Source organism: Pseudomonas saudiphocaensis (genome assembly GCF_000756775.1).
Classification (GTDB): Bacteria; Pseudomonadota; Gammaproteobacteria; order Pseudomonadales; family Pseudomonadaceae; genus Stutzerimonas; species Stutzerimonas saudiphocaensis.
Genome location: NZ_CCSF01000001.1, coordinates 2,093,701 through 2,106,213, shown reverse-complemented (window position 1 = coordinate 2,106,213; position 12,513 = coordinate 2,093,701). Strand labels below are relative to the sequence as shown.

The following is a 12,513-nucleotide window of genomic DNA, read 5'->3' as shown; positions in this document are numbered from 1 at the left end:
CCAAGGACTTCAGCGGTCAGAGCGCGCGACTGGCGGTCACAGCATCAGCTGTGGACCCGGCTTCTCCGCTTCGGGGAAACGCAGGCCGACCTTGAGCACTTCGTCGCCTTCCATTTCGGCAATGGTCCAGATCAGCCCGTTCCATTCAACCTGGTCGCCGACCACGGTGTGTTTGCTGATCCTGTCGGAAATGAACTGGCCGATGGGCTGGTTGCCGTCCACATCGCCGAGATCAAGGCCATACAGCATGGCTACCGCGCCCAGTTGGGCATCGCCTTCAAGAATGAAATCGCCGAAGAAGCGCATGTCACGCCCACGTTCAGGCGCCTGGCTGAAGAGCTTGCCGAGTGCCGGCAGGTCTTCCTCCTGGCCGATAACGCAGAGGATGTCGTTTTCCAGCAAGCGGGTGCTGCCGGATGGGTGCAGCAAGGTGCGATTGCGAAACAGCGCGGCGATACGCGTACCTGGCGGCATCTTGAGCTCGCGCAAGGGCGCGCCGATGCACCATTTTTTGCTGGAGAGATGATAGACGAAGAGTTCCCACTGGCTGGTGGTATGCACCTGCAGGCCGGAGCGGGAAATCGGCGATGGGGTTGGCGGCACTTCTACCTTGGCCTTGCGTGCGGCCCACGGCAGGGTTGTGCCCTGCACCAGCAGCGAAACCAGCACAATGAAGAAGGCTACGTTGAAGAACAGCTGGGCATTGTCCAGACCGGCAACCAGTGGGAAGACCGCCAGAATCACCGGCACCGCACCACGCAGGCCAATCCAGGATATGAAAATGCGCTCACGCAGGTTGAAGCCCTTGAACGGCAGCAGGCCGAGGAAAACCGAGACGGGGCGGGCAAACAGAATCATCCACAGTGACAGCAGCAGCGCTGGCACGGCAATTGGCAGCAACTCGCTCGGGGTCAGGAGCAGGCCGAGCACCAGGAACATGCCGATCTGGCTGAGCCAGGCCAGGCCGTCGAACATGTGCAGAATGCCGTGGCGGTTGCGGATGGGGTTGTTGCCCAGCATCAGGCCGCAGACGTAAACGGCGATGATGCTGCTGCCTCCGACCTCGCCGGACAGGGCGTAGACCATGATCCCGCCGGCCACCGCCAGCAGTGGGTACAGCCCGTCGGCCACGGAGATGCGGTTGATCAGTTGCAGCAGCAGCCAGCCACCCGCAAAGCCCAGAGCGATACCGATGGCGAATTGCTCTACCAGGCTGATCAGTATTCCCCAGGTAAAAGATGTCTGGCCAGCGACAATCATGCCGATCAGGGTTACGGTCAGGAACATCGCCATCGGGTCGTTGCTGCCCGATTCGATCTCCAGTGTCGGGCCGACACGCTCGTTGAGACCTTTGCCGTTAAGCAGGTTGAACACCACGGCGGCATCGGTGGAGCCGACGATGGCCCCGATCAGCAACCCCTCGATTAGCGGCAGGTCGAACAACCAGGCGGCGGCAAGACCGGTCAGTCCAGCGGTGACGGCGACACCAAAAGTCGCCAGCGACATCGACGGCCAGAGGGCCACGCGGAAGGTCGACTTCCTCGTTCGCATGCCGCCATCGAGGAGGATAACCGCGAGCGCCAGGTTACTGATGACGAAGGCGAGCTTGTAATCCTCGAAGACGATCCCGCCGATGCCATCGACGCCGGCGAGCATGCCCACCGCGAGGAAAATCACCAGGATCGGAACCCCGATTCGGGCCGAGACGGAACTCATCAGGATGCTTGCGGCAACCAATACGCCACCGATAAAAAACAGGTGATTGATGTTGCCGACGTCCAAGTGCGCTCTCCCGGTTGAATATGATCTTGGTTACCCTGATTACAAAATTCATGCAGAGGTTATGCCAAGGATTCTAACCTGCCGGTTTGACGCACTGTCAAAAAATTACTTTCCTTTCAAAGGTTTTGGACCGCTGCTGGAGACACCAGGCTCGTGCTGTGGATCGTCAGAACCATCGCTCGGACATTTGTAAGCAAGTGTCATCCCGTGTTTCGAGAAGCTCCAGCTCGTAGTGACAGCTCCTTACTTCCCAGGTGAGAAAATAACGTGCGGCCTGCAGCTTGCCACGGTAGAAGTCAGCGTCCGCCGGGTTGCCTGCGGCCAGTCCCCGCTCGGCCCTTATTGCCTGTTCCAGCCAGCGCCAGCCGATCACCGCATGGCCGAAGACCTTCAGGTACAGTGCCGAGTTGGCCAGTGCCTGATTGACCTTGCCGGCCATGAGGTCGCCGAGCAGGGCCTGGGTCACCCGGGTCAGGCCTTCGATGTGCTGTTCCAGTGACTGACGCAGCGGTTGCAAGGAGTCATATTCGGCCGCCCGCTGGCAGCAGCCATGGATCAGCTCGAGCAGCAGCTGCAGGCCGGCGCCCTTGTTCTGCATCAGCTTGCGGCCCAGCAGATCCAGCGACTGGATGCCGTGGGTGCCTTCGTGGATAGGGTTCAGGCGGTTGTCGCGATAGAACTGTTCCACCGGATATTCGCGGGTATAGCCGTGGCCGCCGAGGATCTGGATCGCCTGCTCGTTGGCCTTCAGGCAGAACTCCGACGGCCAGGACTTGACGATGGGCGTGAGCAGATCGAGCAGCTCGCCGGCGTTGCGGCGCTCCTGTTCGCTGTCAGCGGTCTGCTGATCATCGGTCAGGCGCGCGGCGTACAGACCGAGGTCGAAGGCGCCTTCGACATAGGCCTTCTGCATCAGCAGCATGCGCTTGACGTCGGTGTGCTCGATGATCGGCACCTGCGCTGACGCCGGGGCCTTGCCATCCGGCAGGCGCCCCTGGGGGCGTTCGCGGGCGTAGTTCAGCGAGTACAGATAACCGGCATAGCCCAGCATGATCGCGCCCATGCCGACGCCGATACGCGCTTCGTTCATCATCTGAAACATGTAGGCCAGGCCCTTGTGCGGCTCACCCACCAGGTAGCCGACGCATTGGCCGTTGTCGCCGAAGTTCAGCGCGGTAGACGTGGTGCCACGCCAGCCCATCTTGTGAAACAGCCCGGCGAGGATCACGTCGTTGCGGTCGCCCAGGCTGCCATCAGCGTTGACCAGGAATTTAGGCACGATAAACAGGCTGATGCCCTTCACCCCGGGCGGTGCGTCGGGCAGCTTGGCCAGCACCATGTGCACGATGTTTTCCGACAGCGAATGGTCGCCGCCGGAAATGAAGATCTTGTTGCCTTTCAACCGGTAGGTGCCGTCGCCCGCCGGTTCGGCGCGGGTGCGGATATCCGACAGCGAGGAGCCGGCATGGGGCTCGGTGAGCGCCATGGTGCCGAAGAAGCGCCCGTTGATCATCGGTTGCAGGAAACGTTGCTTCTGCTCGTCGTTGCCGAAGGTCTCGATCAGGTGAGCCGCGCCCATGGTCAGCATGGGGTAGGAGCTGGTCGCGATATTGGCCGACTGGAAATGGGCGAAGCAGGCCCGCGACAGCAGGTTCGGCAGCTGCATGCCACTGTCTTCAAAGCTGCGCTGGGCATTGTGGAAGCCTGCCTCGATAAAGGCGTCCACCGCCGGTTTCACCTCGGGGATCAGCACCGCTTCGCCGTCGACATACTGGGGTTCGTGCTCATCGGCCTTGCGGTTATGCGGGGCGAAATAGCGCTGGGCGATATTGCGCGCGGTGTCCACCGCCGCATCGAAGGTTTCGCGGTTGTGCTCGGCGAAACGCTCGCGCCGGATCAGCGCCTCGGCGTCGAGTACTTCGTAGAGTTCGAAGGCAAGGTTGCGTGGGCAAAGCAGCGTTTCGGTCATGGTCGGCCTCCAGTGAGTGCCGCGAGTCTAGGCAGCGCGATTTAGCCCTGCCTAGCTTTATCCATGGTGATGATGAAGGACCAACACGCCGCCCATCGGCGGATCATCCCAGCAGGCGCTGTACCAGTTCGGCCAGCTCGCCCTGGCCCAGATCGATGGCGTCGAGGTGGGCCTGGGCGGCGGTGTGGTGGGCGGCCAGCTGCTGCTGGGCAGCCTGCGGCCCCAGCAGCGAGACGACGGTGGCCTTGGCGCGGTCCTGATGACAGTCCTTGCCGGTTTGCTGGGGTGTCAGGCCGTCGGCAATGTCGTCCAGCAACTGAAACGCCAAGCCCAGCTCGCTGGCGAAGCCGTCCAAGTGCCGCGCCTGTACGGCGTCGACCTCGGCCAGCAAGGCGGCAAGCTCCATGGCGGCGGTGAACAGCGAGCCGGTCTTCAGCTGGTTGGTGGTGATCACGCCATCCAGCTGGCGCGACTGATCCTCGCCGCGCAGGTCGCGGTACTGGCCGCGCACCAGCCCCTGGCAGCCCACCGCGCGGGCAAGGATGGCCACCGCGGCGTTGCGTTGCGCGGGCGTCAGGTCCGGCGCCATCGCCATCACGCCATAGGCGTGGCTGAGCAGCGCAACCGAGGCGAGCACGGCAACGTCTTCACCAAAACGCACATGGATGGTCGGCTGGCCACGGCGCAGGCTGGCGTTGTCCATGCAGGGCAGGTCGTCGAGAAACAACGAGGCGGCGTGGACCATTTCCAGCGCGCAGGCGGGATCGAGTGCCAAATCGGTCTGACAGCCGAGGTCAGCCAGTGCAGCCAGCAGCAGCAATGGGCGCAAGCGTTTGCCTGGGGCCAGGGTGCCTTGGTGCAACGCCAGGGCGACATTGTCCTGCGCCGACTCCGGGGCCGGCAGCAACGCCACCAGGCGCTCATCGACGCGCTGACGCAGGCTCTGCAAGCGATCAGCCTGCGGGAGCGGGATAAGGGATGTCTGCGTCTGCATGCTTCGCCTCGCAAGCGCCAAATAGAAGGCGCAGGTTATACAGAAATCTGTACAAAAGTTATATGATGGGACAAATACTTGTACAAGTAGTGCGGTTGTGCAGCACTTTTCTTTGATCCTTACGTCCAATGACGTCTCCGTGGAGCCGACGCCATGAACAAGCAAACGCTGGTCAACCGCAAAAACGATCATCTGGATATCGTTCTCGACCCGACCCGTGCGACCAGCGCAACGAGCACGGGCTTCGATGCCTTTGTGTTCGAGCACTGCGCCATCCCCGAGTTGCATCTGGACCAGATCGACTTGCATGCAAATGTGTTCGGCCGCCGACTCCAGGCGCCGCTGCTGATCAGTTCGATGACGGGCGGCGCGGCGCGCTCCACCGCAATCAACGCGAATCTGGCAGAGGCAGCGCAGCGACTCGGCATCGCCATGGCGGTGGGCTCACAGCGGGTCGCGTTGGAAACCGCCGGCGATCAGGGGCTGACAGAACAGCTGCGACAGGTGGCGCCCGACATCCTCTTGTTGGCCAACTTTGGCGCCGCGCAGCTGGTGCGTGGCTACGGTCTGGATGAAGCGCGGCGGGCGGTGGAGATGATCGAGGCCGATGCGCTTATCGTGCATCTGAACCCTTTGCAGGAGGCTGTCCAGCCGGGTGGCGACCGGGATTGGCGAGGCGTGCTGAAGGCGATCGAGATGCTGGCGGGAGGGCTTTCGGTGCCGGTAGTGATAAAGGAAGTGGGAGCGGGGATTTCGGGGAAAGTGGCACGCCAACTGGTCGATGCCGGGGTTGCAGCCATTGATGTCGCAGGAGCCGGCGGTACCAGCTGGGCAGCGGTGGAGGCCGAGCGGGCGGCGAGCGAGCATGAGCGTGATGTCGCCCGGGCATTCGCCAATTGGGGTATCCCAACTGCCGCGTCGCTGCTGACGGTGCGCGAAGCCTGTCCTGATACGCCGCTGATCGCCTCCGGCGGCGTTCGCGACGGTGTTGAAGTGGCCAAGGCGATTCGCCTGGGTGCGGACCTGGTCGGTCAGGCCGCGGGCGTGCTGCAGGCCGCTCTGCATAGCAGCGAGGCAGTGGAGGCGCACTTTCGAGTGCTTATCGATCAGCTGCGCATTGCCTGTTTCTGTACCGGCTCGGTGGATCTCGCCGCCCTGCGCCAGGCTCCGCTGTTGCGGAACTCGACGTCCTGAACGCCGGAGGCGTCGAATGACCCATTTTGCGATCATTGCGCCGCCCTTTCACAGTCATATGCGGGCGTTCGAAGCAATTGCCCTGCTGCTTGTATACCGCGGCCATCGCGTGACTTTCGTTCAGCAGGCCGATGTTCGCGCCATGCTGAGCCTGCCTCAGGCTGAATTCGCGGCCATCGGCGCCGGTTCTCATCCTGCCGGCTCGCTGGCGGCGGTAGTGCGCCGGGCCGCTCAGCCGGGGAACCCCATCGGGTTGCGTCGGGTAATTGCCGATATGGCGGCCAGCACCGACATGATCTGCCGCGAGGCGCCAGCGCTGCTGCGCAGCCTGGGCGTCGATGCCCTGCTGGTGGACCAGATGGAGCCCGGCGGCGCGCTGGTGGCCGAGCACCTCGGGCTTCCCTTCATATCCGTCGCCTGCGCCCTGCCGTTCAATCGCGAGCCTTTGGTGCCGCTGCCGGTGATGCCCTGGCGCTACCGGGCCACGCCTTGGGGCGAAAAGCTCAACCTGAACGCCGGGCGCGTCTACGACTACCTGATGCGACCCCATGGCGATGTGATCCGCCAGTACTGCCAGGCCTTCGGTCTACCACCGCGTCACGGCCTCAGCGATTGCCTGTCGCCGCTGCTGCAGATCAGCCAGACGGTCGCCGGCTTCGACTTCCCGCGCCAGGCGCTGCCTGCGCACTTTCACGCTGTCGGACCGTTGCGCCTGCCGATGAACGAAGCTGCGTCACCCGTACTCGCAACGCTGGAAAAGCCTTTCGTCTATGCCTCGCTGGGTACATTGCAGGGTCATCGCTATCGACTGTTTCGCCAGATAGCCCAGGCCTGCAGTGTGCTGAGCGTGCCGCTGCTGATCACCCATTGCGGCGGGCTGGGTGCAGAACAGGTCAAGCGCCTGGCGGGCGAGGGAGAGGTGTGGGTCAGCGATTTCGTGCCGCAGCGCGCCGCCTTGGCTGAGGCGGCGGCGGTGGTTACCCATGCCGGGCTCAACACTGTTCTTGATGCGCTGGAAGCCGGCGCGCCGATGCTGGCGCTGCCCATCGCCTTCGATCAGCCTGGTGTGGCCGCGCGTATCGAACATTCCGGGGTGGGGTTGCGGCTGAATCATCGCCTGGCCAGCCCTGCGCGCATCGCCGCTGCCCTCGATGGGTTGCTCAGCGAGACGAGGTTTCGGGAGCGTTCGATGCAGCTGGGGGAGGAGGTCCGCAGTTCTGGTGGTGCAGTGCGCGCGGTGGAGTTGATCGAGGCTGCCCTCGGCGTGAAGAAAAAATCGGAGGTCCGCCGTGCCGGTTGATGCCAATCTGATCCTCGTCGGTGGCGGACTTGCCAACGGATTGCTGGCCTGGCAACTGCGCCGGCGGCGTCCGGCCATGCGGGTGCTGGTGCTTGAGCAAGGCAGAGTGCTGGGCGGCAATCACACCTGGTCGTACCATGCGGGTGATCTCGATGAACAGCAGCATCGCTGGCTGCGGCCGCTGATTGGGCATCAATGGCCGGGCCAGGAGGTGCGTTTCCCGGCATTGAAGCGGCGCCTGGACAGCGGTTATGCCAGCATCTGCTCGGAAGATTTTCACCGCCTGTTGGTTGACGAACTCGCCGATGCGGTGCGTCTGGATACGCCAGTGGTCGATGTGTTCCCGAAGGAGGTGCTACTCGCCGACGGACAACGGCTGCGCGCCACGGCGGTGATCGATGGTCGCGGCCCGCGCAGCAGTCGTCACCTGGCGCTCGGCTTTCAGAAATTCCTCGGCCAGGAGCTACGCCTGGCCGCACCGCATGGCTTGAGCGTGCCGGTGATCATGGACGCCACGGTGGACCAGCACGAGGGGTACCGCTTCGTCTATGTGCTGCCGTTGACGGCGGACAGCTTGCTGATCGAGGACACTTACTACGCCGATGCCGGCGACTTGCCGGTCGAGCGCCTACGGGAAAATCTGCAGGGCTACGCCCGCGATCACGGCTGGCAGATTGCCGAACTGCTGCGCGAGGAACAGGGCGTGCTGCCCATCGTGCTCGCCGGAGACATCGAGGCCTTCTGGGACGAGGCCGGCGAGGTGCCGCGCGCGGGGTTGGCCGCTGCGCTGTTTCATCCCACGACCGGCTATTCGCTGCCCGATGCGGTGCGCCTGGTGGATCACCTGATCGCCACCGACCGTTGGGATGCCGCCAGCCTCTACGCGACGCTGCGCGCCTACTCCTGCCGGCTGTGGCAGCAGCGGCGCTTCTTCCGCTTGCTTAACCGCATGCTGTTCCTCGCCGGCCCGGCGGACCGGCGCTGGCAGGTGATGCAGCGTTTCTACCGGTTGCCCGAGCCCTTGATCGAACGTTTCTATGCCGCGCGGCTGACGCTTGCCGACCGTGTCCGCCTCGTCAGTGGCAAGCCGCCCGTCCCGCTTGGCGAGGCGCTGCGCGCGCTCGCTGCTCATGATCTGCATCGCAAGGAGCTTCGATGAACCCTGCCAAACGTGCCGTGGTGATAGGTGCCGGCTTCGGCGGCCTGGCGCTGGCCATCCGGCTGCAGCGTGCCGGCATCCATACCACGCTGCTGGAAAAACGCGACAAGCCCGGCGGCCGCGCCTACGTCTACCACGAGCAGGGCTTTACCTTCGATGCCGGGCCCACGGTGATCACCGACCCGGCCGCGCTGGAGCAGCTCTTCGAAGGTGCCGGGCGGCGCATGGCCGACTATGTCGAGCTGCTGCCGGTCAGCCCTTTCTACCGACTGTGCTGGGAGGATGGCTACAGCTTCGACTACGTCAACGACCAGGCTGAACTGGACAGGCAGATCCACGCGCGCAATCCGCGGGATGTCGCCGGTTACCAGCGTTTTCTTGACTACTCCAAGGCCGTCTACCAGGCCGGCTACGTCCAGCTGGGCACGGTGCCCTTCCTGTCGATTCGCGACATGGTCGCGGTGGCGCCGCAGCTGGCCAAGCTGCAGGCCTGGCGCAACGTCTACGGCACGGTGGCACGCTTCGTCGAAGATGACCGCCTGCGCCAGGCGCTGTCCTTCCATTCGCTGCTGGTGGGTGGCAACCCCTTCGAGACCTCGTCGATCTATGCGCTGATTCATGCGCTGGAACGCCAGGGTGGCGTGTGGTTTCCCCGTGGCGGCACCGGCGCGCTGGTGCAGGGCATGGTCAGGCTGTTCGAGGACCTGGGCGGGCAACTCGAACTGAATGCCGAGGTGGCGCGCATCGAACTGGAGCAGGGGCGTGCGAATGCGGTCATCACCCGCGACGGGCGGCGTTTCGACACCGATGCAGTGGCCTCCAATGCCGATGTGGTGAATACCTACAAACAGCTGCTGGGGCACGAGAAGCGCGGGCGCGACGAGGGCAGACGGTTGTCCGGCAAGCGGTTTTCCATGTCGCTGTTCGTCATCCACTTCGGCCTCAAGCGTCGTCATGCCCATCTGCAGCATCACACCGTCTGCTTCGGCCCGCGCTATCGCGAGCTGATCGACGAGATCTTCAAGCGTGACGGTCTGGCCGATGATTTCTCGCTTTACCTGCACGCGCCCTGTGTCACCGACCCGTCGCTGGCGCCGGAAGGCTGCGCCAGCCACTACGTGCTGGCGCCGGTGCCGCACCTGGGCACGGCCGACATCGACTGGGCGGTGGAAGGGCCGAAGTATCGCGACCGCATCTTCGAGTACCTCGAGCGCCACTACATCCCCGGCCTGCGCGACGATCTGGTGACCCACCGGATCTTCACGCCGGTGGATTTTCGCGACGAACTCAACGCGCACCTGGGCTCGGCGTTTTCCCTGGAGCCGATCCTCACCCAAAGCGCCTGGTTCCGCCCGCACAACCGCGACGACGTGATTCCCAACCTCTACATCGTCGGCGCCGGGACTCATCCCGGCGCGGGCGTACCAGGCGTGGTGGGTTCGGCCAAGGCCACCGCCGGGCTGATGCTGGAGGACCTGACGCCATGAGTGATCAGGTTATTGCGCAGGCCACCCGGTCGATCAATGTCGGCTCCAAGAGTTTTGCCGCAGCGGCCAGGCTGTTTGACGAGCACACCCGGCAAAGCGCGGTGATGCTCTATGCCTGGTGCCGGCACTGCGACGACGTGATCGACGGCCAGGTCCTGGGCCACGGACAGCTCGAGGGCGATCGCTCGTCGGGCGAAGAGCGATTGGCAATCTTGCTGGAGCTGACCGAGCGAGCCTATGCCGGCGAACTGATGCAGGACCCGGCTTTTGCCGCGTTTCAGCAGGTGGTGCAGCGCCATGGCATTCCGCCCAAATATCCTCTGGAACACCTGGCCGGCTTTCGCATGGATGTGCAGGGTTACCGTTACCAGACCCTCGATGACACGCTGCTGTACTGCTACCGGGTCGCGGGCGTGGTGGGCCTGATGATGGCGCAGGTAATGGGCGCCGAATCGGAAGCCACGCTGGATCGTGCCTGTGACCTGGGTCTGGCGTTCCAGCTGACCAACATCGCGCGGGATATCGTCGAAGATGCCCAGATCGGTCGAGTCTATCTGCCCGCCGACTGGCTGGAAGAAGTAGGCATTCCGCCTGACGAGATCGCCCTTGCCCATCATCGGCCGGCATTGGCGCTGCTGGCCGCCCGGCTGGTCGATCTGGCCGAACCCTATTATCAGTCCGCATCGCAGGGGTTGCGCGATCTGCCCTGGCGCTCGGCGTGGTCCATCGCCACGGCGCACGGCGTCTACCGGCAGATTGGCATTGAGGTGAAGGCGCTCGGTGCGGCGGCCTGGGATGAGCGAGTGTCTACCAGTCGCGCGCAGAAGCTGCAGTTCCTCGCGGGTGGCGCTCTGCTGGCGCTGGCTTCACGGCGGATGCCGTTCAGGCCGCGTCCGAGCGCTCTGTGGGAGCGTCCGCGCTAGCCTCGGCTTTGCGCAGCGGCCCGTCGTGCAGTTCGCGCAGCTGTCGCTTGAGGACTGGCAGCGGCGGAGCGTAAAGGAAACCGAACGAAACGCAGCGCTCCTTGCCCTCCACCGCGTGGTGCAGGCGGTGCGCCTGATATAGACGCTTGAGGTAACCGCTGCGCGGCACGTAGCGCAACGGCCAGCGGTGGTGCACCAGGCCGTCGTGGGCGACGAAGTAGAGAAAGCCGTAGGCGGTCATGCCGGCGCCGATCCACTCCAGCGGATGGTAGCCGGCGCTGCCCAGCGCAATCAGCACAATGGCCACGCCGGCGAAGACCACCGCATAAAGGTCGTTCTTCTCGAACCAGCCGCTGCGCGGTTCATGATGGGAGCGATGCCAGCCCCAGCCCCAACCGTGCATCACGTACTTGTGCGCCCACCAGGCGAAGACCTCCATCCCGGCGAGCGTGGCAAGAAAGACGAGGGTATTGGTCAGGGGGCTCATGGCGGCGGAACCTAAGTGAAGTCCGGTCAAGTGTACCTTGGCCGCCGGCCACGCTGATCTGGGCCGACGGGCTGCCGGTCCTGACTTAGGCCTGCCAGCCCGCTGCCAGTTCACGGGTCAGCTCGGCGGCGGACACTTCCCGACAGCCGCTGACGTTCTGCCCGGCCCACAGCGGCGTGCAATGGTCCAGCCCCAGGCCTTCGGTCTTGGCGCGCAGCGCGCCGATGGCATTGCCCGCCAGCGGGAACGCCGGTACGCCCACAGGCAGCGGTCCGAGTTCGCGCATCAGGCGGTTGACGATGCCGCGGGCCGGCCGCCCGGTGAACAACGTCGTCAGCGTGGTATGCCGGGCGCGTGGGCTTTGCAGGGCAGCGCGATGCAAGGCGCTGGTGCGGCTTTCGGGGCACAGCAGGTAGGCTGTGCCCAGCTGCACGCCGGCAGCCCCCAGTGTGTGTGCGGCCGCGACGCCCTTGCTGTCGGCGATACCCCCTGCGGCGACGACCGGCACCTTCAGCGCATCGACCAGTTGCGGCAGCAGGGCGAAGGTCCCCAGCTGGGTGGTCAGGTCTTCGTTCAGGAAGATGCCTCGATGGCCGCCGGCCTCCAATCCCTGGGCGATCACCAGATCGACCCCATGCTCCTGCAGCCACAGACCCTCTTCGAGCGTGGTGGCGCTGGAGGCGATCTTCGCGCCGGTAGCACGGGCGCGCTTAAGCAATTCCGGCGACGGCAGGCCGAAATGGAAACTGACCAGCGCCGGGCGGTGGCGCTCCAGCACCTCTGCCATGGTGTCATCGAACGGCTGGCGGGTCGGGCCGCTGGGCAGGGTGCTCGAATCGATGCCGAACTCGGCGAACCAGGGCGCCAAGCTCTGGTGCCAGGCCTCGATACGTGCGGGGTCGTGAGCGGGCGTCGGGTGGCAGAAGAAGTTGACGTTGTAGGGGCGGTCCGTCAGTGCCTCGATAGCGCTCAGTTCGGCTTCCAGCGCCTGGGCATCGAGCATGCCTGCCGGAATCGAGCCCAGACCGCCGGCACCGCAGACGGCGGCGGCCAGCTCATGATTCTGCGCACCGGCCATGGGCGCCTGGATGATGGGAAGTTCGGTGCCAAGCAGGTCGCGCAGGTCCATGTCAGTTCCGTTCAGTCGTTGAGTGAAGTGCCAACTGTAGTCTGAAACGGCATCGTTCGTGATCGTCCTGCACAGTCGCGGGCGGCGCG

10 protein-coding genes are annotated in these 12,513 nt (G+C 64.5%); 5 read left to right on the top strand and 5 right to left on the bottom strand.

All coding sequences use genetic code 11. The features are described from left to right. Nucleotides 1-36: 36 nt before the first annotated feature. The 3 genes from BN1079_RS09750 to BN1079_RS09740 all read right to left on the bottom strand — a co-directional run bounded on the left by BN1079_RS09750 (nt 37) and on the right by BN1079_RS09740 (nt 4,745). Complete coding sequence (locus tag BN1079_RS09750; RefSeq protein WP_037024003.1) at nt 37-1,782, bottom strand: potassium/proton antiporter; 1,746 nt, start codon at nt 1,780-1,782, stop codon at nt 37-39. Nucleotides 1,783-1,948: 166 nt separating this feature from the next. After that, on the bottom strand, nt 1,949-3,751 hold the full coding sequence (locus BN1079_RS09745; protein WP_037024001.1) for an acyl-CoA dehydrogenase: 1,803 nt from the start codon (nt 3,749-3,751) through the stop codon (nt 1,949-1,951). Nucleotides 3,752-3,854: 103 nt separating this feature from the next. Further along, a complete protein-coding gene (locus BN1079_RS09740) occupies nt 3,855-4,745 on the bottom strand; it encodes a polyprenyl synthetase family protein (RefSeq protein ID WP_037023999.1) in 891 nt (296 codons plus the stop codon). 153 nt (nt 4,746-4,898) lie between these two features. Here BN1079_RS09740 and fni point away from each other — a divergent pair, with 153 nt between their 5' ends. The 5 genes from fni to BN1079_RS09715 are packed head-to-tail and all read left to right on the top strand — an operon-like array spanning nt 4,899 to nt 10,808. Further along, nucleotides 4,899-5,939 (top strand): type 2 isopentenyl-diphosphate Delta-isomerase, encoded by a 1,041-nt coding sequence (fni, locus tag BN1079_RS09735; protein ID WP_037023998.1) that lies wholly within the window; start codon nt 4,899-4,901, stop codon nt 5,937-5,939. Nucleotides 5,940-5,955: 16 nt separating this feature from the next. Further along, nucleotides 5,956-7,239 (top strand): glycosyltransferase, encoded by a 1,284-nt coding sequence (locus tag BN1079_RS09730; RefSeq protein ID WP_037023996.1) that lies wholly within the window; start codon nt 5,956-5,958, stop codon nt 7,237-7,239. Further along, the gene (crtY, locus tag BN1079_RS09725; RefSeq protein WP_037023994.1) at nt 7,229-8,398 is read left to right on the top strand and encodes a lycopene beta-cyclase CrtY; all 1,170 of its coding nucleotides are present in this window, start codon (nt 7,229-7,231) and stop codon (nt 8,396-8,398) included. The genes BN1079_RS09730 and crtY overlap by 11 nt, the downstream gene beginning before the upstream one ends. Beyond that, complete coding sequence (locus BN1079_RS09720) at nt 8,395-9,885, top strand: phytoene desaturase (RefSeq protein ID WP_037023993.1); 1,491 nt, start codon at nt 8,395-8,397, stop codon at nt 9,883-9,885. Before crtY ends, BN1079_RS09720 begins: the two co-directional genes overlap by 4 nt. Continuing rightward, nucleotides 9,882-10,808, top strand: coding sequence for a phytoene/squalene synthase family protein (locus BN1079_RS09715; RefSeq protein ID WP_037023992.1), 927 nt, complete (start codon nt 9,882-9,884; stop codon nt 10,806-10,808). Before BN1079_RS09720 ends, BN1079_RS09715 begins: the two co-directional genes overlap by 4 nt. On the opposite strand, the gene BN1079_RS09710 is transcribed toward BN1079_RS09715, so the two are convergent. Together BN1079_RS09710 and BN1079_RS09705 are read right to left on the bottom strand one after the other, a co-directional pair. Further along, nucleotides 10,768-11,295 carry a sterol desaturase family protein gene (locus BN1079_RS09710; protein ID WP_037023990.1) on the bottom strand — a complete coding sequence of 176 codons (528 nt, stop codon included), beginning with the start codon at nt 11,293-11,295 and terminating at the stop codon, nt 10,768-10,770. The genes BN1079_RS09715 and BN1079_RS09710 overlap by 41 nt on opposite strands. A gap of 85 nt (nt 11,296-11,380) precedes the next feature. Continuing rightward, the gene (locus BN1079_RS09705; protein ID WP_037023988.1) at nt 11,381-12,424 is read right to left on the bottom strand and encodes an NAD(P)H-dependent flavin oxidoreductase; all 1,044 of its coding nucleotides are present in this window, start codon (nt 12,422-12,424) and stop codon (nt 11,381-11,383) included. Between the last annotated feature and the right edge of the window lie 89 nt (nt 12,425-12,513).